At 67.8% G+C, this 24,180-nt stretch carries 21 protein-coding genes and 2 pseudogenes; 17 read left to right on the top strand and 6 right to left on the bottom strand.

Annotated elements, in window-relative coordinates:
* A pseudogene (locus DCO49_RS13020) lies at positions 1–438 on the bottom strand (alpha/beta hydrolase); the annotation flags it as partial.
* A 156-nt stretch (positions 439–594) separates the two neighbouring features.
* On the opposite strand from DCO49_RS13020, the gene DCO49_RS13015 reads away from it, so the two are divergent.
* The 10 genes from DCO49_RS13015 to DCO49_RS12970 all read left to right on the top strand — a co-directional run bounded on the left by DCO49_RS13015 (position 595) and on the right by DCO49_RS12970 (position 11,258).
* The gene (locus tag DCO49_RS13015) at positions 595–1,422 is read left to right on the top strand and encodes a 2-keto-4-pentenoate hydratase (protein ID WP_116864390.1); all 828 of its coding nucleotides are present in this window, start codon (positions 595–597) and stop codon (positions 1,420–1,422) included.
* Between the two features lie 40 nt (positions 1,423–1,462).
* Positions 1,463–2,464 carry a TRAP transporter substrate-binding protein gene (locus DCO49_RS13010; RefSeq protein ID WP_116864389.1) on the top strand — a complete coding sequence of 334 codons (1,002 nt, stop codon included), beginning with the start codon at positions 1,463–1,465 and terminating at the stop codon, positions 2,462–2,464.
* A gap of 10 nt (positions 2,465–2,474) precedes the next feature.
* Positions 2,475–3,005 carry a TRAP transporter small permease gene (locus DCO49_RS13005; protein ID WP_116864388.1) on the top strand — a complete coding sequence of 177 codons (531 nt, stop codon included), beginning with the start codon at positions 2,475–2,477 and terminating at the stop codon, positions 3,003–3,005.
* 3 nt (positions 3,006–3,008) lie between these two features.
* Positions 3,009–4,292, top strand: a complete 1,284-nt coding sequence (locus tag DCO49_RS13000; RefSeq protein ID WP_108767194.1) for a TRAP transporter large permease — start codon at positions 3,009–3,011, stop codon at positions 4,290–4,292.
* The gene (gene pelA / locus DCO49_RS12995) at positions 4,289–5,437 is read left to right on the top strand and encodes a pectate lyase (protein WP_243402736.1); all 1,149 of its coding nucleotides are present in this window, start codon (positions 4,289–4,291) and stop codon (positions 5,435–5,437) included. The genes DCO49_RS13000 and pelA overlap by 4 nt, the downstream gene beginning before the upstream one ends.
* Positions 5,438–5,471: 34 nt before the next feature.
* Positions 5,472–7,064 carry a family 43 glycosylhydrolase gene (locus DCO49_RS12990; protein WP_116864386.1) on the top strand — a complete coding sequence of 531 codons (1,593 nt, stop codon included), beginning with the start codon at positions 5,472–5,474 and terminating at the stop codon, positions 7,062–7,064.
* Positions 7,065–7,102: 38 nt separating this feature from the next.
* Positions 7,103–8,161, top strand: coding sequence for a LacI family DNA-binding transcriptional regulator (locus tag DCO49_RS12985; protein WP_108767196.1), 1,059 nt, complete (start codon positions 7,103–7,105; stop codon positions 8,159–8,161).
* Between the two features lie 222 nt (positions 8,162–8,383).
* Entirely contained in the window at positions 8,384–9,232 is an 849-nt protein-coding gene (gene kduI / locus DCO49_RS12980) for a 5-dehydro-4-deoxy-D-glucuronate isomerase (RefSeq protein ID WP_108767197.1), read from the top strand.
* Positions 9,233–9,313: 81 nt separating this feature from the next.
* Positions 9,314–10,069 (top strand): 2-dehydro-3-deoxy-D-gluconate 5-dehydrogenase KduD, encoded by a 756-nt coding sequence (kduD, locus tag DCO49_RS12975; protein ID WP_108745609.1) that lies wholly within the window; start codon positions 9,314–9,316, stop codon positions 10,067–10,069.
* Positions 10,070–10,160: 91 nt separating this feature from the next.
* The gene (locus DCO49_RS12970; RefSeq protein ID WP_116864385.1) at positions 10,161–11,258 is read left to right on the top strand and encodes a GDSL-type esterase/lipase family protein; all 1,098 of its coding nucleotides are present in this window, start codon (positions 10,161–10,163) and stop codon (positions 11,256–11,258) included.
* 78 nt (positions 11,259–11,336) lie between these two features.
* On the opposite strand, the gene DCO49_RS12965 is transcribed toward DCO49_RS12970, so the two are convergent.
* Both DCO49_RS12965 and phhA read right to left on the bottom strand, forming a co-directional pair.
* Complete coding sequence (locus tag DCO49_RS12965) at positions 11,337–11,987, bottom strand: DUF4375 domain-containing protein (protein WP_116864384.1); 651 nt, start codon at positions 11,985–11,987, stop codon at positions 11,337–11,339.
* Positions 11,988–12,018: 31 nt separating this feature from the next.
* Positions 12,019–12,912 (bottom strand): phenylalanine 4-monooxygenase, encoded by an 894-nt coding sequence (gene phhA, locus DCO49_RS12960; protein WP_116864383.1) that lies wholly within the window; start codon positions 12,910–12,912, stop codon positions 12,019–12,021.
* Between the two features lie 125 nt (positions 12,913–13,037).
* Between phhA and DCO49_RS12955 the strand changes: the two genes are divergently transcribed.
* A complete protein-coding gene (locus tag DCO49_RS12955) occupies positions 13,038–13,520 on the top strand; it encodes an Lrp/AsnC family transcriptional regulator (RefSeq protein WP_116864382.1) in 483 nt (160 codons plus the stop codon).
* Positions 13,521–13,606: 86 nt separating this feature from the next.
* Positions 13,607–15,610, top strand: coding sequence for a hypothetical protein (locus DCO49_RS12950; protein ID WP_116864381.1), 2,004 nt, complete (start codon positions 13,607–13,609; stop codon positions 15,608–15,610).
* Between the two features lie 41 nt (positions 15,611–15,651).
* On the opposite strand, the gene DCO49_RS12945 is transcribed toward DCO49_RS12950, so the two are convergent.
* Positions 15,652–16,644 (bottom strand): patatin-like phospholipase family protein, encoded by a 993-nt coding sequence (locus DCO49_RS12945; protein WP_116864380.1) that lies wholly within the window; start codon positions 16,642–16,644, stop codon positions 15,652–15,654.
* Positions 16,645–16,790: 146 nt separating this feature from the next.
* Entirely contained in the window at positions 16,791–17,840 is a 1,050-nt protein-coding gene (locus tag DCO49_RS12940) for a TIGR00266 family protein (RefSeq protein WP_116864379.1), read from the bottom strand.
* Between the two features lie 161 nt (positions 17,841–18,001).
* Here DCO49_RS12940 and DCO49_RS12935 point away from each other — a divergent pair, with 161 nt between their 5' ends.
* From DCO49_RS12935 to DCO49_RS12925, 3 genes are all read left to right on the top strand, one after another.
* Positions 18,002–20,269, top strand: coding sequence for a TonB-dependent receptor (locus DCO49_RS12935; protein WP_116864378.1), 2,268 nt, complete (start codon positions 18,002–18,004; stop codon positions 20,267–20,269).
* Positions 20,270–20,487: 218 nt separating this feature from the next.
* A complete protein-coding gene (locus DCO49_RS20185; RefSeq protein ID WP_133249431.1) occupies positions 20,488–20,982 on the top strand; it encodes a hypothetical protein in 495 nt (164 codons plus the stop codon).
* 45 nt (positions 20,983–21,027) lie between these two features.
* Positions 21,028–21,978, top strand: a complete 951-nt coding sequence (locus DCO49_RS12925; protein WP_116864376.1) for a hypothetical protein — start codon at positions 21,028–21,030, stop codon at positions 21,976–21,978.
* Between the two features lie 32 nt (positions 21,979–22,010).
* Here DCO49_RS12925 and DCO49_RS12920 read toward each other — a convergent pair whose 3' ends face one another.
* The gene (locus tag DCO49_RS12920; protein WP_116864391.1) at positions 22,011–22,850 is read right to left on the bottom strand and encodes a phosphatase PAP2 family protein; all 840 of its coding nucleotides are present in this window, start codon (positions 22,848–22,850) and stop codon (positions 22,011–22,013) included.
* Between the two features lie 243 nt (positions 22,851–23,093).
* Here DCO49_RS12920 and DCO49_RS12915 point away from each other — a divergent pair, with 243 nt between their 5' ends.
* Both DCO49_RS12915 and DCO49_RS12910 read left to right on the top strand, forming a co-directional pair.
* Positions 23,094–23,972 (top strand): hypothetical protein, encoded by an 879-nt coding sequence (locus DCO49_RS12915; RefSeq protein ID WP_116864375.1) that lies wholly within the window; start codon positions 23,094–23,096, stop codon positions 23,970–23,972.
* An 11-nt stretch (positions 23,973–23,983) separates the two neighbouring features.
* A pseudogene (locus DCO49_RS12910) lies at positions 23,984–24,180 on the top strand (DUF4785 domain-containing protein); the annotation flags it as partial.

Genomic DNA, 24,180 nt, shown 5'->3' with positions numbered 1-24,180 from the left:
CAGCGCGGCCTGGCGGTCGCGGCCGGGCTGCGGCAGGCGGTAGCGCAGCACGAACAGGGTGTAGCCGGCGCGGTCCACCCATTCCGGCACGAGCGCACTGTCTTCCTTGTCGATCACCACGCGCTGGTAGCCGCCACCGGGGATGACCAGCAGCGCGCGTCCGTTCGGCCGTGCCGGTGCATGCACCAGCAGGTAGGGCGCATCGACCTGGTCGACGTAGCGGTCGGGGTGCGCCGGGTCGCTGCTGCGCTCGACCACCCGCGCCGGTCGCGCCGGGCCCTGCTCGCCGGGAACCTGGCCGTCCGGCCACAGGGCGATCCGCTCGCCGGCCAGCTCCTGGCCGGGGCGTTCGTTGTCGCGCGGCGGCGCGGCGGTGGAGGTCAACGGCAGGGCCAGAAACAGCCCGCACAACAACAGCACGACAGGACGCAGACGCATGGCAGGCAACGGCTCCGGCAGGACGGGGACAGGGTGCCTGGTGCATCCAGTGGCAGCACGTGATGCGCTGCGGCTTGCACGATGACACCGGTTTACCATATACACCTCCTGCAGACGCTGTCGATGGGCAGTGCAACAAACACAGGGAGACCGTTCTTGAGCAACGAACACGGCACACATGGGCAGACGCCGCCGCCGGACGATGCGGCCGCGATCGCCCAGGCCTTCACCGCCGCCCGCCGCGCCGGGCAGTCATTGGCCACATTCCCGGGCACCATCCCGGACACTCTGGTGGGTGCCTACCAGGTGCAGGACCTGGCCATCGCCGCCTGGGATGACCGCGTGGTCGGCTGGAAAGTGGGTTACATCGCCGCCGAGCGCCGTGATGTGTCCGCGGATGACCGCCTGCTGGGCCCGGTTTTCTCTCGTCAGCTGAAAAATGCTACCGGTGGAACAACAGACATTCCGGTGTTCGTCGGCGGCTTTGCCGCGGTCGAAGCGGAGTACGTGCTGGAGCTGTTGGAGGACGCTCCGGCCGGACAACTGCACTGGTCGCCGGAACAGGCCGAGGCCCTGCCCGCGCGCCTGTACATCGGCGTGGAAGTGGCCAGCAGCCCGCTGGCCACCATCAACGAACTCGGCCCGCGCGTGGTGGTGTCCGATTTCGGCAACAACAACGGCCTGGTGCTGGGGCCGGAGATCGTCGACTGGACCGCACGCGACGAAACCTCGCTGCGCGCCGAGACGCTGATCGAAGGCGAAGTGGTCGGCACTGGTGGTGCGACGCGCCTGCCGGGTGGCCTGCGCGCCGCCTATGCGTTCGCACTGTCCCGTTCGGCGCTGCGTGGCCGGCCGCTGCGCAAGGGCGACCTGATCGCCACCGGCAACGCGACCGGCATCCATGACATCACCGCCGGGCAGACCGCGCTGGTGCGTTTCGCCGGCTTCGGCGACATTGCCTGCCGGGCCGTTCCAGCGGGATGACCGCCGGCCTGCCCTGGTGAACACGCGCGGGAGGGCGCAGATGATCACACGACGTAATTTCCTGGCCGGTGGCGCTGCAGCCCTGGCCACGCCGATGCTCGCGGCCTGTGGCCGCGGGCCGGCCGCTGGCGTTGACGGCGGCGCCCTGCTGACCGCCACCGACGTGCACGTGGCCGACTACCCCACCGTCACCGCGGTGAAGTGGATCGGCGAAACGCTGGAACGCGAGACCAATGGCCGCCTGCGGCTGCGCCAGTATCACTCGGGCCAGCTCGGCCGCGAGTCGGAAGCGATCGACATGGCCCGCTTCGGTGCCATCGACATCACCCGCGTCTACGCCGGTGCGCTGAACAACGCCTTCCCGCTGACCCAGGCGCTGTGCCTGCCCTACGTGTTCAAGTCGGTGGCGCACCAGCGTGCCGCACTGGACGACGGCGTGGCCGAGGCCGTGCTGCGCGGTTTCGAGCGCCGCGACCTGGTCGGCCTGGCGATCTACGATTCCGGCGCGCGCTGCTTCTACAACACCAAGCATCCGATCGTTTCGCCGAAGGACCTGCATGGCCTGAAGCTGCGCGTGGCCTCCTCGGACATCTTCATCCAGCTGATGCGCCTGCTCGGTGCCAACCCCACGCCGATGTCGCTGGGCGACACGTTCTCGGGCATGGAAACGCACATGATCGACGGTGCCGAGAACAACATGCGCAGCTTCCACTCCAGCCGTCACTTCGAGGCCGCGCACTACTGGTCGCAGAGCGATCACTCCTATGCGCCGGACGTGCTGCTGATGTCGCGCGCCAGCTTCGAGCGGCTGAGCCCGGATGACCGCCAGCTGCTGCTGCATACCGCGCGTGCTTCGGTGGGCGTGATGCGCGAACAGTGGGATGCATCGGAAAGCATTGCGCGCCGCGCGGTGCTCGATTTCGGGGTGAAAGCCAACGAAGTGGACATGCCCGCCTTCCGCGCCGCGGCCCAGCCGCTGCTGCAGGAGTACCTGCAACAGCCGGACATCGCCGCGCTGGTCGACCGCATCCGCGCTGCCTGAGGAACCTGCCATGACCGAGACCTTGTCGCCCGCCGCCGGGCCGGGACAGCGCCTGCTGGACCGCATCGCCGACATCGCCATCTACTGTGCCGTCGCCGCCCTCCTCGGGCTGGTGGTGGTGCAGGGCTGGCAGGTGTTCGCCCGCTACGTCATCAACGATTCGCCCAGCTGGACAGAGCCGGTCACCCTGCTGCTGCTGGCCACGGCGATGAGCCTGGGCGCGGCCTGTGGCGTGCACACCAACCGCCACTTCGGCTTCTTCCTGCTGCACGCCTACATGGGCCCCGGCCTGCGCCGCGCGGTGGACGTGCTGATCCAGCTGGTGGTGGCAGTGCTGGGCGGTTTCATCGCCTTCTGGTCGGCCGACCTGCTGCTGGACGGGATGGACATCAAGACTGCCGGTGCCAACCTGCCGCAGAGCATCAACTACCTGCCGCTGGCGGTGGGTGGTGCGCTGATGGTGCTGTTCGCACTCAACCGTGCGTGGAAAGCGCTGCAGGCCAGCGACGCTGGCAGCGACGACGCTGAAGGAGATCGTTGACCCATGGGCATCACCATCCTGTTCGCCGTATTCGCCGTGCTGCTGCTGCTCGGCGTGCCGGTGGCCTACGCACTGGCCGCGGCCGCGCTGGCCACCCTGCTCTACCTGGACATCCCCAGCATCGTGCTGGTGCAGCAGATCTCGGCCGGCACCGGCTCGGCCTCGCTGATCGCCATTCCACTGTTCATCTTCGCCGGCGAAATCATGATGCGCGGCGGCATCTCCGAGCGCCTGATCGCACTGGCGTCCTCGCTGGTCGGCCGCATGCGCGGTGGCCTGGGCCAGGTGTCGATCCTGTCCTCGCTGTTTTTCGGCGGTGTATCCGGTTCGGCCATCGCCGATGTCTCGGCGGTCGGCGGCACGATGATTCCGCAGATGGTCAAGCGCGGCTATGACCGTGACTTCGCGGTCAACGTCAGCATCACCGCCGCACTGGTGGCGCTGCTCGTGCCGCCCTCGCACAACCTGATCCTGTTCTCGGCCGCTGCAGGTGGTGGCCTGTCCATCGCTGATCTGTTCGCTGCGGGCATCGTGCCTGCACTGCTGATGACCGTCGCCCTGATGCTGACCGGCTACGCCGTGGCACGCCGCCGCGGCTATGGCGTGGAAATCTTCCCGGGCTGGCGCGCGGTGCTGCTGCGCGTGATCTCCGCCCTGCCCGGCCTGGGCCTGGTGGCGCTGATCTTTGTCGGTATCCGTGCCGGCATCTTCACCGCGGTGGAGAGCGCGGCCATCGCCGTGGTCTACGCCCTGCTGGTGACCACCGTGCTGTACCGGCAGCTGCGCTGGCGCGAATTCTTCGACACGGTCATCCATGCCGCGCGCAGCACCGGCGTCATCCTGTTCGTCATCGCCACCGCCGCGGTGTTCGGCTGGCTGCTGGCCTACCTGCAGGTGCCGACCGCCGCGGTGGACTTCCTGCAGTCGTTCGCGCACAGCCAGTTCATGGTGCTGCTGATGATCGTGGTGATGCTGCTGCTGCTGGGCACCTTCATGGACCTGGCGCCGATGATCCTGATCTGCACGCCGATCTTCCTGCCGGTGGCCAAGGCCTATGGCATCGATCCGATCCACTTCGGCCTGGTGCTGGTGTTGACCGGTGGCCTCGGCCTGGTGACGCCGCCGGTGGGCTCGGTGCTGTTCATCGGTACGTCGATCGGCAAGATCACCGTCGGCCAGAGCATGCGCACCATCTGGCCGTTCTGGTTCGCCGCGCTGGCGGTGCTGCTGATCGTCACCTTCTTCCCGCAGCTGTCGCTGTGGCTGCCGGCCGCGCTGCGCGCATGATCCGGCGTCGCGCGCTGCCGTTGCTGCTGGGTGTGGGCATGGCCGCCACCGCGGCCCATGCCGCGCCGCCAGCGGCAACGCCTGCAATTCCGGTGGGCCGCTTCAACGACGGGGTGAACCACTGGCGCAGCGGCCATGCGGACGGTTACGCACGGCTGGAACCGCAGCAGTACCGGGAGATCGCCGACAACCTGGTGTTGCTGCAACGCCGCTCCGGCGGCTGGCCGGTCAACCAGGACCCGCTGCGGGTGCTGGACGCCGCCGCGCGCGAGGCCACCCGCGCGGCCCAGGATGAGCCCGGCGGCAGCTTCGACAACCGCACCACCTATACCCAGGTCGATTACCTCGCCGAAGCCTTCGCCCGCAGCAACGACCGCCGCTATCGCGATGCCGCACTGCACGGACTCGATTTCATCCTCGACCAGCAGATCCGCAGTTGTGGCGGCTGGCCACATTCGGTGCCGGCGCGCACCGATTACCACGACCGCATCACCTTCGCCGACGACGTCACCAGCGGCGTGCTGACCACCCTGCGCCAAGTGCAGGACGCACCACGCTTTGCCTTCGTCGATGCCGCGCGCCGCACGCGGGTGGCTACGGCGGTGCAGCGCGGCGATGCCTGCCTGCTGCGCCTGCAGGTACGCCAGCACGGCCAGCCGACGCTCTGGGCCGGCCAGTACGATGTCACCACGCTGCAGCCGGCACCCGGCCGCAGATTCGAACTGGCCGCGCTGGTGACCGACGAAAGCGTGGGCGTGGTGCGTTACCTGATGTCCATCCCCGATCCGTCGCCGCAGACGGTGCAGGCCATCGAGGGCGCGCTGGCGTGGTTCCAGGCCAACGCGCTGCACGGCCTGCGCCTGCAGACCGTCGACGCACCGGCCGAACAGTTCGCCCACCACCGCAGCACCGTCGATCGCCGCCTGTTGGCCGACCCGGCCGCACCGCTGCTGTGGGGCCGCTTCCACGATCTGGCCGACAACAGCGTGGTGCTGGCCAACCGCCAGGGGGAACGCCTGCAGAACTACGAACAGGTCGGCCGCGAGCGGCGCACCGGCTACCACTGGTATGGCACCTGGCCGCAGGCCCTGCTCGACCGCGACGCGCCCGCCTGGCGTGCGCGCATTGGCCGCCCTGCCCCCTGACTTTGAAACTGCACCCGCACCACGGAGGAACCCGATGCTGTCGCGCACCGCTCTGAAGTCCCTGCTTGCCGCCACCCTGCTGCTGGCCGTGCCCGCCCTCGCGCAAGCGCAGGCGCAGGCACCCGCCACGTCGTGGAAGCGTGGCATCGAGAACCAGCGCCAGGCCGACCTGGGCGACGGCACCTTCCTCAACCCGGTATTTGCCGGTGACCGCCCCGATCCCTCGGTGCTGAAGGACGGCCAGGACTACTACCTCACCCTGTCCTCGTTCGACGCCTACCCCGGCCTGCCGATCTGGCATTCGCGCGACCTGGTGAACTGGCAGCCGCTGGGCCATGCGATCACGAAGAACGTGGGCGCGATCTGGGCGCCGGACATCGTCAAGCACGAGGGTCGCTACTACATCTATTTCCCGGCCCGCACCGGCGACAGCCGCAGCAACTTCGTGGTCTGGGCCGACAGCATCAAGGGGCCGTGGAGCGAGCCGATCGACATCGGCCTGGGCGGCTACATCGACCCCGGCCACGCCGTGGGCGAGGACGGCAAGCGCTACCTGTTCCTCAGCGGCGGCGACTACGTGCAGCTGGCCGACGACGGCCTGAGCGTGGTCGGTACGCCGAAGCACGTCTACGACGGCTGGAAGTACCCGCAGAGCTGGGACGTGGAGGCCTATGCGCAGGAAGGCCCGAAGATCCACGTCCGCGATGGCTGGTACTACATGACCACCGCCGTGGGCGGCACCGCCGGCCCGCCGACCGGGCACATGGTGATCACCGCGCGCTCGCGCTCGATCCATGGGCCGTGGGTGAACGCGCCCAACAACCCGATCATGCGCACCCAGTCGGCCGCCGAGCCGTGGTGGTCACGCGGCCATGCCACGGTGATCGAAGGCACCGACGGGCGCTGGTGGATGATGTACCACGGCTACGAGAACGGGTACTGGACGCTTGGCCGGCAGGCCCTGCTGGAGCCGATCGAATGGACCGCCGATGGCTGGTTCGTGGCCAAGGGCGGCGACCTCGGCCAGCCGCTGCGCAAGCCGTCCGGTGAATCGGTGGGCGCGCATGGCATGGCCCTGTCCGACGACTTCCGCGGCAAGGCGCTCGGCCCGCAGTGGTCGTTCTTCAACCCGGCCCAGGACGAGTACCGGCGGCTGGGCTTCAGTGGCCAGGGGCTGGTGCTGCAGGGCAAGGGCGAGACCCCGCGCGACAGCTCGCCGCTGACCGCCATCGCCGGCGACAAGGCCTACCAGTTCGAGGTGGAGATGGACATTGCCCCGGGCGCGGTGGGCGGCGCCCTGCTGTTCTACAGCGACCGCCTGTACGTGGGCGTGGGCAGCAACGGCGAGAAGTTCATCATGCACCGCTACGGCGAGGAGCGCCCTACCCGCTTGGCGGCCAGCGCAAAGGGCGGCAAGCTGTGGCTGCGGGTGACCAACAACCGCCACATCGTGACGATCCACTCCAGCACCGATGGCCAGCGCTGGGAGAAGTACCCGGTTCAGATGGAAGTGTCCGGTTACCATCACAATGTGGCTGGCAAGTTCCTGGCACTGAAACCGGCGCTGTATGCGGCCGGCGACGGTGCGGTAACCTTCCGCAGCTTCCGCTATCGCGCGCTGGACTGAGCGCGCGCTGGAATCCCCAGACTTACCGGGTTCACTACATGTCAGTGCGCAACAAGAACGATGCCGCCACGCCGGCATTGGCGAAGGGCAAGGCCGCCACGATCAACGACATCGCGCGACTGTCGGGAGTATCGAAGAAAACGGTTTCACGGATCATCAACAACTCGCCCCTGGTGCGCAAGGACACGCGCGACAAGGTCGAGGCGCTGATGCGCGAGGTCGGCTACACGCCTGATCCGCTGGCCCGTGGCCTGGCCTTCCGCCGCTCCTTCCTGATCGGCATGGTCTACGACAACCCGACCGCCCAGTACATCGTGGACATGCAGTACGGCGCGCTGGACGCGCTGCGCGGTTCCAGCTTCGAACTGGTGGTGCACCCCTGCGACAGCCGCAGCCCGGGCTACATCGACGGCGTGCGCCGCTTCGTGCAGCAGCAGAAGCTGCACGGGGTGATCCTGGTGCCGCGTGCCTCCGAAGACCAGGCGCTGGCCGACATGCTGGACGAGATCGGCTGCCGCTTCACCCGCGTGGCCGCGCTGCCGCTGGATGAAACCTCGCAGATGGTGGTCACCCACGACCGCGACGGTGCGGCTGAAGCGGCCGATTACCTGCTTTCGCTGGGCCACCGCGAGATCGCCCTGGTGACCGGCCCCAGCGCCTACCGTTCGGCGCACGAGCGCACCGCTGGCTTCATCGACGCGCTGGCCCAGCGCGGCATCGAGCTGCCGAAGGACCGCATCATCGAGGCCGGCTACACCTTCGAATCGGGCGTGGCCGCCGCCGAGAAGCTGCTGCTGGGCAAGCGCCGGCCGACCGCCATCTTCACCGGCAACGATGAAATGGCCGCCGGCATCTACAAGGTGGCGCTGCGTGCGGGCATCAACATCCCGCGCCAGCTGTCCATCGTCGGCTACGACGACAGCCCGCTGGCCTCGCGCCTGTGGCCGTCGCTGACCTCGGTGCGCCGCCATACCCGCGATACCGGCCGCACCGCCGCGGCGATGCTGATCCAGCCCGACAGCCAAGCCGCGCTGCAGATCGCCAGCGTGCGCCCGCACCTGATCGTCCGCGACTCCTGCCAGCCGCCAGAGGACTGAAGCCTGCGGCATCAGTCCTGTAGGTCGCGACACCTTCAGGCCTCAATCCGGCAGGTCACGACCGTTGGTCGTGACACTTCACCTGCTTACCCCATCCACCCCGCCCGCCCAGCCACCGCTATCGTGCGGCGCAAAATGACACCGGTTACCAGCGTCGCTAGAATCGACCACGAACCGCGCCGGGGCCGAACCCTTCGGCCCGCCCCCTGCTCTGGAGAAGCCATGTACTGCAAGACCCACTACGCCACCCATCCCGACGCCATCAAGGGCGCCAGCAACGACCAGCTGCGCGAGCTGTACCTGCTCGACGGCCTGTTCAATGCCGGCCAGGTGACCCTGAAGTACACCCACTACGAGCGCTTCGTGCTCGGCGGCGCCGCTCCGGTCGATGCCCCGCTGGCGCTGCCGGCGCAGACCGAACCGGCCTCGGCGGCCGGTCATCCGTTCCTGGAGCGCCGCGAGCTGGGCGTGATCAACGTCGGCAGCGGCACTGGTACGGTCACCGTCGACGGCACCGTCTACACGCTGGGGCCGAAGGACGGCCTGTACGTGGCGATGGGCAGCAAGGACGTCGTGTTCGCTTCGCAGGACGCCGCCAACCCGGCGCAGTTCTACCTGGCCTCGACCCCGGCCCACGCGCGCTTCGAAACCAAGCAGCTGTCGATCAAGGATGCCGTGGCGCTGGACCGCGGCGCGCTGGAAACCAGCAACGAGCGCACCATCTACCAGTACATCGTGCCGGCCACCTGCCAGTCCTCGCAGCTGCTGCTGGGCCTGACCGTGCTCAAGCCGGGCAGCGTCTGGAACACCATGCCGCCGCACCTGCACGACCGCCGCAGCGAGGTCTATTTCTACTTCGACCTTGGCGCCAACGACCGCGTCTACCACTTCATGGGCGAACCGGACGCGCAGCGCCACATCGTCATGCAGAACAACGAAGCGGTGGTGTCGCCGCCGTGGTCGATCCACATGGGTGCCGGCACCAGCAACTACGCCTTCATCTGGGCGATGGGCGGCGAGAACCTGGATTACACCGACATGCACGTGCTGGACATCTGCCAGCTCAAGTAAGCCCTGCGCGGCCGCCGCGCACCGCGTGCCGGCGGCCGCCGCCGCTTCCCCCGCTCACCTCTACCAAGGAACGCATACGCAATGGCTAATCCCTTCAGCCTGGAAGGCAAGGTCGCTCTGGTAACCGGTGGTAATACCGGCCTGGGCCAGGGCATCGCCGTGGCACTGGCTGCCGCTGGCGCCGACGTCGCCGTGGCAGGCATCGCCCCGCCCACCGAAACCATCGAAAAGATCACCGCGCTGGGCCGCCGCTGCCTGGCCATCGAAGCCAACCTGATCAGCATCGAGCCGGTGGCGCGCGTGGTGCGCGAGACCATCGAAGGCCTGGGCGGGCTGGATATCCTGGTCAACAACGCCGGCCTGATCCGCCGCGCCGATGCGGTGGACTTCAGCGAGCAGGACTGGGACGACGTGATGAACGTCAACATCAAGTCTGCGTTCTTCATCTCGCAGGCGGCCGGCCGCCACTTCATCGAACAGGGCCACGGCAAGATCATCAACATCGCGTCGATGCTGTCGTTCCAGGGCGGCGTCCGCGTGCCGTCGTACACCGCCAGCAAGAGCGGCATCGCCGGCATCACCCGCCTGCTGGCCAACGAGTGGGCAGGCAAGGGCGTGAACATCAACGCCATCGCGCCGGGCTACATGGCCACCGACAACACGGCCGCCCTGCGTGCCGACGCGGACCGCAACAAGGCGATTCTCGAGCGCATTCCGGCAGGCCGCTGGGGCAACCCGGAGGACCTGGCCGGCGCGGCGGTGTTCCTGGCGTCGTCGGCGTCGGATTACATCAATGGTGCCGTTCTGCCAGTCGATGGTGGCTGGCTGGCGCGCTGAGGCACGTATCTGTAGCGCCGAGCCCATGCTCGGCTGTCGCGCTCTGATCGAAAATCAGCCGAGCATCGCTCGGCTCTACAGGAGTGCCGCGATGCGAAGGCTGTTGCTGCTGTTGCTGCTCACGTGCACCACCGCGCAGGCGGCGCCGGTGCGTCTGTTCATCGCGGGCGATTCCACCGCCGCCGAGTACGGGCCGGAGCGTGCGCCACAGGCGGGCTGGGGCCAGGCGCTGCAGAGCTACCTGGACCCGGCACGCTTCGAAGTACACAACCACGCCAAGGGCGGGCGCAGCACGCGCAGCTTCATCGACGAAGGGCGCCTGGAGGCGATCGCCAGCGAGCTGCGCCGCGGCGACGTGCTGCTGATCCAGTTCGGCCACAACGATGCGAAGTTCGAAGACCGCACGCGTTACACCGATCCGGACAGCGACTACCCGCGCCTGCTGATGCGCTATGTGCAGGTGGCGCGCGACACGGGCGCCACGCCGGTGCTGGTCACGCCAGTGGCGCGGCTGCTGTACGACTTCGGCTCACTGCTGGATACGCACGCGCGCTTCACGCTGGCGATGCGGCAGCTGGCGGCGCGCGAGCACGTCGCGCTGATCGAGCTCAACGACCGCAGCACGCGCTGGATCCGTGCGCTGGGCGAGCAGGGTGCGCGGCCGTACTTCCTGTTCGTGCCCGAGCAGAACAAGGCCGACGGCACTCATTTCAGCGTGGCCGGTGCCAATGCGGTGGCCTGCCTGGTGCTGCGCGAGGCGGTGCCGCTGCTGCCCGCGCTGAAACCGGCACTGGTGCGTGACATCGACTGCGATGTGATGGGCGCAGGGCAGGGTGCCGATGCGCAGCGACCCTCGCAGGTGCTGCATGAAGACACGGTTGCACGCATGCAGTCCGGCCCGCATGGCGGCGCCGGTCCGACCACCGCGTACCCGTTTTTTGCCGACGCGACGGACCTTCCGTTCGTGCTGCGCAAGCGCGTGCTGCGCAAGGGCGCCGGCATCGGCCTGCACCCGCAACACAAGGATGAGATCTACTACATCGTGAGCGGGCAGGGCAGTTACGTGCTGGATGGAAAGCAGCACGACGTGCGCGCGGGCCACGCGCTGCTGACCCGCACGGGCAGCACGCACGCGCTGCAGCAGGTGGGTGAGGAGGACCTGGTGGTGCTGCTGGCGTACCCGCGGTGATCGAAACGCAGCCGAGTATGGGCTCGGCTCTACAGAACAGCGCCGCTTGGTAGAGTCGAGCCTACGCTCGACTTGGCTCTACAACGGCTCCGGGCCGAAATGCTTCAGACCCAGCCGCGCCAGGTCTTCCGGCCGCGCGAAATAGGCTTCGTCGAAGGCGTGCAGGGCGGCCTGCTCCTGTTCGGTCATCGCGCCGTACAGGTCGTGCAGCTGCTTGATCGCCGGGTCGTCCTCCAGCCGGTCCAGCAGCCCGCGCATGCCGGCCAGGATCGCGTGGGTCTGCACCGCGCCCATCGCCTGCAGCGCACGCAGCGCCAGCTGGCAGGTCGGGTCGCCCCAATTGCACAGGAACTGCATGAAGCCGCCATTGTTGATGTCCGCTTCCATGCGCCACAGCGCCACCAGCTGCTGGTCTTCGTCGGACAGCGCATCCAGCGTCCACGCGGCCGCCTTCAGACGCGCCAGCGCGGCCTCGTAGCGGTCATCCCACACCTGGCTGGGGATATCGACCACGCCTGCCTCACGCGGCGGCAGCAGGGCGGACCAGTTCACGCCGAGACCATTGGCGGTTGCAACCCAGTGCGCACGCTGTTCAGCCGTGGCTTCGAACAGCGCGGGCGCCCAGCGCAGTGGCTGGCGGGTGCGGCGGCCATCGGCCAGGGTCAGCAGGATGAAGTCGTCGTTGAAGGCGACGTCGGTTACGCGCAGCGACGCAAATGCATCAGTCATGCCGTGCAGGATACCCGCGCGGCAGCGCGTATCACACGTCGCCGCCGTCCGCCCAACCCTCACCCGTACCCGCCTGGAATACGCGATCGTTGGCCTGCACGTCACCGGCGGGCAGGTGCGCCTGGTCGGCCAGCGCAGCATAGATCGGGGTGAAGTCCGGCGACGTCGCCTGCATCAGCTGTTCGAAGCTGTCGATGACGAAGTAGGTCTTCTGGAAGGTGTCGATGCGGTACTTCGTGCGCATGATCCGCTGCAGGTCGAAGCCAATGCGGTTGGGCGCGGTCGATTCCAGCGAGTACAGCGATTCGCCCTTGGACGAGACGATGCCGGCGCCATAGATGCGCAGGCCGTCGGCGGTGTCGATCAGGCCGAACTCCACCGTGTACCAGTACAGGCGGGTCAGGTTCTGCAGTGCATCCGGGCCGATCGCATGGGCTTTGACGCCGCCGCGGCCGTAGGCCTCCATGAAGTCGGCGAACACCGGGTTCATCAGCAGCGGCACATGGCCGAACAGGTCGTGGAACAGGTCCGGTTCGGCGATGTAGTCGATCTGGTCCGGGCGGCGGATCCACCAGGTCACCGGGAAGCGGCGGTTGGCCAGGTGGTCGAAGAAATCCAGTTCCGGCAGCAGGCCTTCCACGCCCACCAGGGTCCAGCCGGTGGCCGCGCCCAGCACTTCGTTGAGCTGGTCGAAGCGCGGGATCATGTGCGCGTTCATGCCCATCTCGTCCTGCGCGTCGAGGAATTCCTGGCAGGCGCGGCCGACCAGCAGTTCGCGCTGGCGCTGGTACAGCGTGCTCCAGGTGGCGTGGTCGTCGCCGGTATAGGTCTCCCACGGCTGCTCGACGAGCGCGGTGGTGTACACCGGCACGTAGCCCTTGTCGGTCTGCTGGTGTTCGACGCGGCGGGGCTGGGCGAGGTCCATGGGGCACTCCTTGAAGGGATACCGGTGATGCTAGGGCAGGGCGCGCGCAACAGGGTTGCAAAAGTTGCGCGTAACAGGCCTTGTGGCGCAATATCCTTGCGTACTCACCGTGTTGCGGGGCAGCAATGGCCGGAGAAGTCCAGTTCGATCGCACGGATATACGCCTGTTGGCCGAGATCCAGCGTGATGGTCGCGCCACCAACGCGGAGTTGGCGACGCGGGTGAACCTGTCGCCGTCGGCCTGCCTGCGGCGCCTGCAGCGGTTGGAAAGCGAAGGGGTGATCGTCGGTTACGGCGCGCGCCTGGAGCCGCGCCAGCTGCGCCTGGGCCTGCAGGCCTTCGTCCGCGTGCAGCTGGAAAAGCACGACCAAGCCGCCATCGGCCACTTCGTGGACAGCGTGCAGGGCTGGGATGAGGTGGTGGCCTGCCACGCCCTGACCGGCGACATGGACTACCTGCTGCACGTCTACGTGCGCGACCTGGAACACTTCTCGCGCTTCCTGCTGGACAAGCTGCTCAACGCCGGCGGCGTGGCCGACGCTAATTCCAGCTTCGTGCTGCGCACGGTGAAGGGCTTCCAGGCGCTGCCGCTGTCGCAGCTGGAATGAACGGCCGCCGCGATTTGACGGCGCCGGGCGGGTAGCCGAGCATCACCGCCCTGCGCGCGCCGCAGCGTTCCCTTCCGGTTCCAGGCATGTCCGAACTCCAGCACCCGGTGCTTACCACCACCTTCCTGCCGCTGCAGCGCAAGTCGCTGGCGCGCTTCATCGCCCATGGCACGCCGCCGCAGACCGTGCTGGAACAGGCTGGGTTGATGGCTGCGCAGCTGTGCCGCGCGCGCCTGCACACACCAGCGGAAATCGAGCGTCTGCTGCACGAGGCCTGCGCGCTGTTTGCCAGCCATGACGGCGCGGCCGCGCAGCTCGCCGGCGCCGGCGGTGGTGGTGGTGGCCAGCCGGAACTCGATGCCTGGCTGGCCGCGCTGGCCGCCCATGGCGTGCTGCTGGCTCCGGCAGAGATCCTGCAGGACTTCATCGTGCAGTCGCCCAGCGGGTACCCCGGCCTGGCCCTGCAGCAGGCCTGCCAGGAAACACTGGCCGAACATGAGATCCGCTTCCCGGCCGCCTTCGCCAGCGACGACGAGGACGATAACCAAGACGAGGCTGTTGCCAGCGACGCGCGTGCAGTCGAGCACCATGGCCTGTACACCTCCGAGCAGGCCCGCGTGCTGCGCGCGATCGCGGCCAACCCGGATGAACTGATCGACCTCGATGGCTACGCCGGTACCGGCAAAGGCCATCTGGTGCTGGCGCTGATGGACGCGCGCCCGGGCCGCTACACCTACATCGCGCCGTCGCGCGGCCAGGTCGAAGCGTTCCGCGCCCGCGTGCCGGCCAGCACGGCGGTGCGCCTGCTGACCCAGATCGAGTTCGCCAACCGCGTGGCCCAGCACGCCGCGCGCAGTGGCCAGACCGGCGGTTTCATCGCCAGCTACCGGCGCAGCACCCGCACCCCGCGCGAGATCGCCGGCCGCATCGGCCTGCAGGGCATCGGCGGGCGCAGCCCGGAGCAGGTGCTGCTGACCGCCTTCGAGGCCATCAACCGCTGGTGCGCCTCGTCCGCACCGCGCATGGCATTCCAGCATTTCGACCGTTCGGTGCCGGCCGCGATGCTCGACGTGACGCCCTACCTGGCCGCGGCCGAGCACGTCTGGCGCAGCATGTTCGATGCCGAGCTGCAGCGCGGCACACTGCTGAGCCTCAGCCCCGCGCACATCGGCAAATGGCTGGCGCTGCGCGGCGTCACCCCGCCACAGGACATGGGCATGCTGCTGGTGGACGAGGCGCACGACCTGAGCCCGTCATGGAAGCAACTGCTGGCCGGCCACGCCCCGGGCGTGGTCAGCCTCGGCGATCCGCACCAGTGCCTGTCTGGCACCGTGCCGCGCTGGGCCGCATCGAAGGTGCTGGAAATGCACCAGTCGGTGCGCCAGGGCAACCAGGTCGATGGCCTGGTCAACCAAGCGCTGGCGCTGGACGGCCTGGGCCAGGACAGCGGTCCGTTCGTCGGTGCCGCCGACCGCGCCACCGGCGTGCTGCATTACCGCGACTGGTCGCAGGTGCCAGGCAAAGGCCTGCGCATCCACGGCAACGTCGCCGATCTGGCGCTGGATGCCGCACAGCTGCACGCGCACGGGTTGCGGCCCTACCTGCACCCGGCGTCGCTGCGCGCGCTGCGCAGCGCGTTGCAGGGGACGCTGGATGCATGGCGCCGTCGCGACAGCGGGTCGAACCAGATGCAGGAGCGTTTCCTGTCCACGCAGGCCGGCGAAGGGCAGGGCGCACTGCAGGCATTGTTCGCCTCGGCCGAGCGCGTGCAGTCACTGCTGCAGGCACTGGATGACCAGGACACGCCCGCCGATGGGCGCGTGGTGCTTTGCCTGGCCGAACATGCGAAAAACCTGCAGTTCGACGTGGTCTCGCTGTCGCCGGGGTGCTTCAGTCCGGGGCAGGGCGCGCGCATCTGGCACAACCCGGTGCGCGCGGTGTACCTGGCGTTGACCCGCGCGCGCCGCCAGCTGCACGTGCCGGCCGATGGCATGGAACAGCTGCAGCACACCGCGGCGCTGCAGGAACAGGCACGGCAGGCCCGCCGGCGCGAGCGGCAGCAGGCCAGCGGTTACCGGCCTGCGCGCTAGGACACGATTACGCGCCGCTCAGCAGCGGCGCGCCGGGGTGATCAGCACTTTTCCTTGCGGCCCATCAGCTTGCCCAGGCGCGACGGCTCATCGCACTTCGGCACCACCGGTGCGGCCGGTGCCAATACAGCGGCACGTGCCTTCTGCATCTGCTGGATCTTCGCGCGGATCTGCGGCATCGCCGCCATCGCGGCCTTCTCGCCCTCGAGAATCGCGGTGCCGCGCTGGCTGAAATCGGCAGCGCCGATGTCCAGCACCTTCGGCCGGATGACGATGTCGGCGCGTGCCAGTTCCTGCTCGCCCAGGCGCTGGCCCATGATCGAGATCGACTGGTTGACGATGCCCAGCATGCCGGTCGGCGCCTTGCCGCTGGCCTTGCTGGAGATGTCCACGGCGATGACGAACTCGGCGCCCAGCTGGCGCGCGGCATCGACCGGCACCGGGCTGACCACGCCGCCGTCGATGTAGTTGCGGCCACCGATCTTCACCGGCTCGAACACACCGGGGATGCTGCTGGAGGCGCGCACGGCCTGGCCGACGTTGCCGCGCACGAAGATCGCGCGCTCGCCGGTTTCCAGCTGGGTGGCGACCGCGGCGAACGGTTTCTTCAGCTTCTCGGCCGGGCGGTTGGCCACCTGCTCGTTGACGTAGTCCTGCAGCTTCTGGCCCTGCACCAGGCCGCCGGAGAACAGGCGCACGTCACGGATGCTGGCTTCATCGAGCGCCACCGCCTTGCTCTGCATCTGGAACGCGTCCATGCCGCTGGCATACAGCGCGCCGACCACGCTGCCGGCGCTGGTGCCCGACACCACCACCGGCTCGAACCCGTTGGCTTCCAGCATCTTGATCACGCCGATGTGGGCAAAGCCCTTGGCCGCGCCACCACCGAGGGCGATGCCGATCTTGATCGGCTTGGCCTGCGGTACCAGGGTCGGCTGCGGCGGCGGAGTGGGGCGGACCTCTTCGCCACCGCAACCGGCCAGCAGGCCGAGCAGGGCGACGGACAGCAGCACGCGGGGGCGGAACAGGCTCATCGGCAATGCGCTCGGGGCGCCGGATTCAGGAAAGGGCGCCAGCATACCGAAGGATGCAAAATCCATGGGTAGCGCCGAGCCATGCCCGGCGGATGGTTCAGGTGCCGCTGTGCTCGCCGGGCATGGCCCGGCGCTACCGTGCAGGGTCAGAACCGGTTGTCGCCGCCCAGCGTGCGGCCCAGGCCGCCCAGGATCGAGCCCTCGCCACGGCTCTGACCGCCACCCTGCGGCGCGGCCATCCACATGCGCCCAGCGAGGCGCGAGAACGGCAGCGACTGCAGCCAGACCTTGCCCGGCCCGGTCAGGGTGGCCAGGAACACGCCCTCGCCACCGAACAGCATGCTCTTGATGCCGCTGACCCGGCGCACGTCCATCTCCACCGTCGGGTGGTAGGCCACCACGCAGCCGGTATCGACGTCCAGGCGCTCGCCGGCAGCCAGTTCGCGCTCGATCACGCAGCCGCCGGCATGGATGAAGACCCAGCCGTCGCCTTCCAGCTTCTGCATGACAAAGCCTTCGCCGCCGAACAGGCCGGTCATGATCCTGCGCTGGAACTGCACGCCGATGCGCACGCCGCGCGCGCCGGCCAGGAAGCTGTCCTTCTGGCAGATCAGGCGTCCGCCGTGCTGGTCCAGCTTCATCGGCAGCACCGTGCCGGGGTAGGGCGCGGCGAAGGCGACCTTGCCGCGGCCGGTGCCGGTCTGGGTGTAGACGGTGGCGAACAGGCTTTCGCCGGTCACTACGCGGCGGCCGGCGGCCATCACCTTGCCCATGAAACCGCTGCTGGCCTGCGAGCCGTCGCCGAACACGGTGTCCATCTGCACCGTGGATTCCTTGAACATCAGCGCGCCGGCTTCGGCGATCGCGCTTTCACCCGGGTCCAGGCCGATTTCCACGAACTGCATTTCATGGCCGACGATGCGGAAATCGATCGGATCGCCGTGGCCGCCGCTGCTGCTGACGGTTTCAGTCGCGGCCGGTGCGGCAGCGGGCAGGACCGGCGGTGCACGGCCGGGAGCGGCAGGTGCCGCAGACCCCTGCAGGACACTGATTTCGGACACGGGTGTCCACCCTTCCATGCCCTGGCGCCAGGCCAGCGCGTGCGGGTTGGCCTGCGCAAATTGGCGTGCAGCGTCCTCGTCGAGCGGGCCGATCCGCTCGGCCTGGCCGGCGGCATGGAAGTACCACTGGGTCATCGCAGCAGCTCTGTGGCAAGGGGAGACACAGAGTCTAGCGGCCCGCCGGGGGCACTGCCGGTGAGGGGCCATGAACGATCGGCATTTGCGGCGTAGGTGCTGTATTGCAACAATTATCTGGTAGCGCCGTTTCACCACCCCTCCAAACACAGCCTACCGCCATGTCTCCGACCCGCACTTTCCGTGGCCGCACTCCGGTCGCGCGTCCCCTCGTTGCCGCTCTTTCCGCCCTGCTGCCGCTCGTAGCAGCCGCCCAGGAAACCCCTGCTGCCAAGGATCCGGTTGCCCTCGATGCCCTCCAGGTCACCGCGCAGCGCCGCGTCGAGAACGCCAAGGACGTGCCGGTCGCGATCACCGCGATCCAGGGCGAGAAGCTGGATGTGCTCGGCTCCGCCGGCGACGACATCCGCTTCCTGTCCGCGCGCGTGCCCAGCCTGAACATCGAATCGTCGTACGGCCGTGCCTTCCCGCGCTTCTACATCCGCGGCCTGGGCAACACCGACTTCGATCTCAACGCTTCGCAGCCGGTGTCGCTGGTGTACGACGACGTGGTGCAGGAAAGCCCGCTGCTGAAGGGCTTCCCGCTGTTCGACCTGGCTGGCGTGGAAGTGCTGCGTGGCCCGCAGGGCACGCTGTTCGGCCGCAATACCCCGGCCGGCGTGGTGAAGTTCGATTCGGCCCGTCCGTCGCAGGACGCCGATGGCTACGTGAAGATGTCCTACGGCACGTATGACACCTGGAACGTGCAGGGCGCCTACGGCGGCCCGCTGACCAGCCGCTGGTCGGCGCGCGTGTCGGCGCTGTACCAGCGCCGCGAGAACTACGTCGACAACACCGTCGCCAACGCGCCGAGCTCGGGCTTCGAAGGCTATGACGAAGCCGCTGGCCGCGTGCAGTTCCTGTACGAAGGTGACGACGTCGAAGCGCTGTTCAACCTGCACAAGCGCAAGCTCAACGGCACCGCCCGTCTGTTCCGCGCCAACATCATCCAGAAGGGCAGCAACGCGCTGGTCGAGAACTTCGACCGCGACAAGGTCTCCACCGATGGCCTGAACTTCTCCAACCTGGAAACCTGGGGCGGCAGCGCACGCATCAAGTGGGACCTGGGCCGCGTCACCCTGCACTCGATCACCGGCTATGAAACCGCCGAATCGCTGAACCACGGCGACGTCGATGGTGGCTACGGTGCGGCCTTCCTGGGCGCCGGCAATTCCGGCCCGGGCCTGATTCCGTTCCCGTCCGAATCGGCTGACGGCCTGCCGCACCACCGCCAGTGGACGCAGGAGTTCCGCGTCGAATCCAACGAGTGGGGCCGCTTCGACTGGCAGGCCGGTGTCTTCTACTTCGATGAAGACGTGACCATCGACAGCTTCAACTACGACTCGCTGACCCCGGGCAACCCGCAGACCGGCCACGCCGTGCAGAGCCAGCGCAACAAGGCCTGGGCCGCGTTCGCCTCGGGCGACCTGGACGTGACCGACCGCTTCAAGCTGCGTGCCGGCGTGCGTTACACCCAGGACAAGAAGGACTTCACCGCCAGCGTGCTGCAGGCCGTGCCGGGCGGTACGCCGGTCAGCGGCCCGTACCTGGCCAACAGCGATGTCGACGACGTCAGCTGGGACCTGAGCGGCGTCTACCAGATCACCGACAACATCAACGCCTATGCCCGCGTGGCCAAGGGCTTCCGTGCACCGTCGATCCAGGGCCGCCTGGCCTTCGGCGGCGTCACCCAGGCCGATTCGGAGAAGGTGATCTCGTATGAAGCCGGCATCAAGGCCGACCTGTTCGACCGTCGCGCACGCCTGGGCTTCAACGTGTTCCGCTACAACGTCGATGGCCAGCAGCTGATCGCCGTCGGTGGCAGCAACAACACCGCCACCCTGCTCAACGCCGACAAGACCATCGGCCAGGGCTTCGAGCTGGACTTCGAGGCGTACCTGACCGACCACGTGCTGATGACCCTGGGCAGCAGCTACAACGACACCGAGATCAAGGACAAGGATCTGGCCGTGGCGATCTGTGGTGGTGGCTGCACCATCACCGATCCGACCACCATCATCAATGGCGGCACCTACGCGCTGGTCAACGGCAACCCGCTGCCGCAGGCGCCGAAGTGGATCCACAACCTGACCCTGCGTGCCGGCTTCCCGGTGAACGATGCCAGCGAGGTCTACGTCTACACCGACTGGGCCTACAAGGGTCCGGTGAACTTCTTCCTGTACGAGTCGCCGGAGTTCCGCAGCCGCAGCTCGCTGGAAGGTGGCCTGCGCGTGGGCTACAACTGGGATTACGGCCAGTACGACGTGGCCGTGTTCGGCCGCAACCTGACCAACCAGACCCGCGTGGTCGGCGCGATCGACTTCAACAACCTGACCGGCTTCCTCAACGAGCCGCGCACGTTCGGCGTCGAGTTCACCGCGAAGTTCTGATGCGGTTGATGCGGTAGCTGTCACCAGAAACGGCGCGGGCAACCGCGCCGTTTCTTTTTACGAGTTTCGTCTCTCTGTGACGTGAGCGAACCTGTGTTTCCTGGCACGTGCAACCCGGATATAGGAATTCAACGAAAAATACGGCGAACTGGCAGCAGTTCGCTAAGAAAGGTGTAGTACTGAAGCGCCGGAATCTCCCGGAATGAGGAGGTAGCGCAATGATCTCCAGGACAGGGGAAACCGTTCTCGCAGCGATCCTTCTGCTTGCCTCACTGCAGGCGCGTGCCGAGGCATCCCCCGCAGCGCTGACAGCCCAGGCAAACCTTGAGGAACAGCGCTTGGAACTGGACAGACGAACGGCGCCGATCACTGATTGCCGATCATTTGATGCGTACGCCAGAACGATGGAGGGGACTGAGGCCTTCCCACTCTACAAGCTCAGTCCCTCAGCCCGTGCACGCTTTGTCGGAGCGCTGCAGTTCAACGCGAGGGGGCTGGCATCATTTGATTACTCCGATCTCGTCCGCGAACTGGGCGCTGCGGACATCCAGCGTGTTCTCAAACCCTTTGGCTTCCAGCATCTGGTGGCCGTCATGCCTGATGTCAGGGTCAATTCGGAGGAAGACCAGCAGGTTCTGCAGATCCTGGATTCTGCGCGCAGCCTGCGTTGTGGTGTGGGAGAACACTGCAACGAGGCGGACTATCCCGGCTAAAAAGTGCATCTCGCACGCGACCTGCGAGGAATCGACGGCGCACATATGCACGTCCAACTGCTGATCATGGCCCTGCGGCTCCCACACACCGTCATGCGTGGGTTTCTTCCGGTCGCCACCATGCTGGCGGTGATCCTGTCCTTTCCCTGTGCCGCCGGCGAATCGCTGGAGGAGGGCCACGCCATCGTGCAGCGAACGTGGGAAAGACTCTCGGGGCCGGATCATGACTGGCGCGAGCGCGGGGCGCAGGTTGATCGTGTATTCGACACCAGTGTCCTGCCTCACACCGGTACGCTGTCCTCGCTGGCTGCATCTGACCCGCGGGTACTGCTGAGGGCGACCCACGCGGCCGCTGTGGCAAGCAAACAGCCGCGCTACTCGACCATTGCACTGCGCGTGGGCCTCGAGCTGCGCAGGCGAGGTGAGCTGCATCCTGCCGATGCACGCGCCGGAGCAGCCATTGCCATGCTGAGCCGTGATGCCACTGCGTTGACGCCCGCATCGCCGTGGCTGGCGGCGTTCAATGGCCGTCCCGTCCCGCGATTTCCCGATGTCATCAGGCCGCTCGAATACTGGACTCCTGGCCCCGATGGCGAGAGCTTCAGCTCGGCTCAGGCCGACCAGGCATCCTTGGACATCATCGTCATCGCGCATCCTGCCTGCGGCTTCACGCGGGCGGCCGCAGAAGCCGCCCGCACAGACCCCGAGCTGATGCGAGTGCTTTCCGGTCCACGCGCCCTGTGGCTGTCGCCGCAGGACGGAACGCTCGATCCGCGCATCTTCAGGGATTGGAACGACCGTCATCCTGACCTGCCGATCCACATTGTGGCCCGTCAGTCCGGCTTTTCAGAGGTCGGCTACTGGGGAACACCCACGTTCTACATCCTGCGCGACGGCGGGGTCGTCGCGCGGGTGGTGGGCTGGCCACGCGGCGGCAACAAGGCGATGCTGACAAAGGCCATCGCCGATGCCGCCGTTCCGCGGCGCAGTCGGTAGCGCCGCGCAACGGCGAGCGCAGCGGCAATGCCTTACAGCGCGCTTTCCGGCCGCACCTTCAGCACCGCTTCCTCGGCCGCGCAGTCGCGGCTGGAATGCAGGCCGGCCTTGCGCGCACCCGCAATCTCCTTGCGCGCGGCCAGCAGATCCTTGTTGAACGCGGCGTTGTCATGCAGGCGCGCCACGGCGGCGGCGCCCATGAAACGCCCTTCGAGGATGTCGCTCTGCCAGTGCACGTTGCACACCAGGCGGCTCTCGCCGTAGTTGCGGCCGCGCGCCTGGATGGCGTCGGCGCGGTCCGGCGCGATCTCCGAGAGAATCAGCGCCCAGGCCCAGCCGATGGAGGTGTGGCCCGAGGGATAGGAACCGTTCCTGCGCAGCCCGGCTTCATCGTCCGGCGTGCAGGTCGGCTCGCCGTTGACCATGAAGGGGCGCGGACGCTGGTACTGGTTCTTGGCGGCCTTGGTGGCCGCGCTGGCATCGATGCGGCTGAGCTCCAGCAGGCGGTACAGGGCAGGGGTCTTCACCGCGTCGACGTCGATGTCGGCGGCGCAGGAGAACTGGTTGGCGCCGGCCGGAAAGCCGAGTTCGGCATCGCTGGTCGCCTGGCTGAAGCGCGGCGTGCCACGCAGGGCGCGGGCTTCGCGGCTGACCTGCTCATCCAGCGCGAAGCCGGCCGAACCGGCTGCCGGCGGCGCCGGCACCAGGGCGATGCTGGCCGGCACGGCGGCCTTGTCCAGGTAGCCCACCGCCTTGGTGGTGACGTTGGATTCCACGGCGGTGGGTGCGGTGGCGGTGGACGCGCAACCGGCCAGCGACAGGGCGATGGCCAGGCCGAGCAGGGGGCGGGCGGGGAGGGCAGGCAGGGACATGGGCAGGCTCGAGACAGGAAACACAGCGGCCATGATCGCAGCCCCTCCTGCCGCCCGCAGCCTCTATGGGTCATACGGCCAGACCCGGCATGGTGGCTCTGGGCAGTCATTATCCTGCAACAACATCATCCAACGTCGCCAATCTCCCGAATACGGGCGCAGCGCACGGACTTTCACGCGCATTCGCCGCCAGCATCAGCCCACAGCCGGGCCGGGGGGATCCGCTGACGAGGGAGAGATGCGATGCGCAGCACCGCAACAGGAAGTACCGCCCTGGCCCTGCTGCTGGGCCTGGCCTGCACCCCGGCGCAGGCCGCCGATGTCTACGGCGTGGCCTTCGTGCACGGCACCGGCGCACAGACCGATGCCACCCAGGACTACTGGCAGCCGGCGATCATCGACACCGTGCGCCAGGGCCTGCCGAACAGCAGCAACTACGTGGTCATCAACTGCGATTTCACCCAGTACATGTGGAAGCCGGAAGCTGCCGGCTGCCTGGCCAACCAGCTGACCAGCTTCATCGACAGCCGCGGCATCACCCAGCTGGTGGTCATCACCCATTCCAACGGCGGCAACGTGGTGCGCTGGATCCTGTCCAACCCCACCTACGACAGCCGCTACCCGAAGATCATCAGCACGGTGCGCAAGGTCACCGCGCTGGCGCCGTCCTCGGCGGGCACGCCGCTGGCCGATGCGGTGCTCAACGGCAACACCTTCGAAACCTCGCTGGGCTGGCTGCTGGGCTACAAGAACGATGCGGTGCGCATGCAGCAGGTCGGCCACATGGCCACCTACAATGCGCAGAACCTGTATGGCACCGCTGGCCGCCCGGCATTGCCCAAGCCCTTCCGCGCGGTGGTCGGCAGCGATGTCGAATCGGCGGTGTGGGACAGCAACAGCTACTGCGGCGGCTACGCGGCCAACGTCGGCCTGGAGTTCACCCAGAACTGGCTGTCGTCCTGTTCGGACGGCTTCCTGGAGTGCAGCAGCCAGAAGGCCGCGGGCACGTTGTGGTTCACCGACAAGGCGCGCACCCAGGGCGCCGAGCCTTTGAGCCACAACCAGAGCCGCCGCGAGTGCTTCGGCCTCGGCACGATCCTGCGCAACGACCTGACCCAGTGAGGGAGATGACCATGAAGATCCATTCCACCCTGCTGGCCGCGGCCGTACTGGCCGTACTGGCCGCACTGGCCGCCGCGCCGGTACATGCCGCGCAGGCGCTGCGTGCCGCCGCTGCCGCTGACCAGGTGCCCGCGTCACTGGTGGCCGCGCCGCTGCCGGCCGATGACAGCGAACGCGTGCCGCTGGCCTTCGCCTGGGCGCTCGACCC

The sequence above is a fragment of the Stenotrophomonas sp. SPM genome (genome assembly GCF_003105135.1).
GTDB lineage: Bacteria > Pseudomonadota > Gammaproteobacteria > Xanthomonadales > Xanthomonadaceae > Stenotrophomonas.
Note: the sequence above shows the minus strand (reverse complement) of the source record. Positions and strands in the feature narration are given on the sequence as shown.

What these genes read in the sequence shown, in the direction of transcription:
- DCO49_RS13010 (WP_116864389.1), top strand. Translation starts at nt 1,463, where the DNA reads ATGATCACACGACGTAATTTCCTGGCCGGTGGCGCTGCAGCCCTGGCC.
- DCO49_RS13005 (WP_116864388.1), top strand. Translation starts at nt 2,475, where the DNA reads ATGACCGAGACCTTGTCGCCCGCCGCCGGGCCGGGACAGCGCCTGCTG.
- DCO49_RS13000 (WP_108767194.1), top strand. Translation starts at nt 3,009, where the DNA reads ATGGGCATCACCATCCTGTTCGCCGTATTCGCCGTGCTGCTGCTGCTC.
- pelA (WP_243402736.1), top strand. Translation starts at nt 4,289, where the DNA reads ATGATCCGGCGTCGCGCGCTGCCGTTGCTGCTGGGTGTGGGCATGGCC.
- DCO49_RS12990 (WP_116864386.1), top strand. Translation starts at nt 5,472, where the DNA reads ATGCTGTCGCGCACCGCTCTGAAGTCCCTGCTTGCCGCCACCCTGCTG.
- DCO49_RS12985 (WP_108767196.1), top strand. Translation starts at nt 7,103, where the DNA reads ATGTCAGTGCGCAACAAGAACGATGCCGCCACGCCGGCATTGGCGAAG.
- kduI (WP_108767197.1), top strand. Translation starts at nt 8,384, where the DNA reads ATGTACTGCAAGACCCACTACGCCACCCATCCCGACGCCATCAAGGGC.
- kduD (WP_108745609.1), top strand. Translation starts at nt 9,314, where the DNA reads ATGGCTAATCCCTTCAGCCTGGAAGGCAAGGTCGCTCTGGTAACCGGT.
- DCO49_RS12970 (WP_116864385.1), top strand. Translation starts at nt 10,161, where the DNA reads ATGCGAAGGCTGTTGCTGCTGTTGCTGCTCACGTGCACCACCGCGCAG.
- DCO49_RS12965 (WP_116864384.1), bottom strand. Translation starts at nt 11,987, where the DNA reads ATGACTGATGCATTTGCGTCGCTGCGCGTAACCGACGTCGCCTTCAAC.
- phhA (WP_116864383.1), bottom strand. Translation starts at nt 12,912, where the DNA reads ATGGACCTCGCCCAGCCCCGCCGCGTCGAACACCAGCAGACCGACAAG.
- DCO49_RS12955 (WP_116864382.1), top strand. Translation starts at nt 13,038, where the DNA reads ATGGCCGGAGAAGTCCAGTTCGATCGCACGGATATACGCCTGTTGGCC.
- DCO49_RS12950 (WP_116864381.1), top strand. Translation starts at nt 13,607, where the DNA reads ATGTCCGAACTCCAGCACCCGGTGCTTACCACCACCTTCCTGCCGCTG.
- DCO49_RS12945 (WP_116864380.1), bottom strand. Translation starts at nt 16,644, where the DNA reads ATGAGCCTGTTCCGCCCCCGCGTGCTGCTGTCCGTCGCCCTGCTCGGC.
- DCO49_RS12940 (WP_116864379.1), bottom strand. Translation starts at nt 17,840, where the DNA reads ATGACCCAGTGGTACTTCCATGCCGCCGGCCAGGCCGAGCGGATCGGC.
- DCO49_RS12935 (WP_116864378.1), top strand. Translation starts at nt 18,002, where the DNA reads ATGTCTCCGACCCGCACTTTCCGTGGCCGCACTCCGGTCGCGCGTCCC.
- DCO49_RS20185 (WP_133249431.1), top strand. Translation starts at nt 20,488, where the DNA reads ATGATCTCCAGGACAGGGGAAACCGTTCTCGCAGCGATCCTTCTGCTT.
- DCO49_RS12925 (WP_116864376.1), top strand. Translation starts at nt 21,028, where the DNA reads ATGCACGTCCAACTGCTGATCATGGCCCTGCGGCTCCCACACACCGTC.
- DCO49_RS12920 (WP_116864391.1), bottom strand. Translation starts at nt 22,850, where the DNA reads ATGTCCCTGCCTGCCCTCCCCGCCCGCCCCCTGCTCGGCCTGGCCATC.
- DCO49_RS12915 (WP_116864375.1), top strand. Translation starts at nt 23,094, where the DNA reads ATGCGCAGCACCGCAACAGGAAGTACCGCCCTGGCCCTGCTGCTGGGC.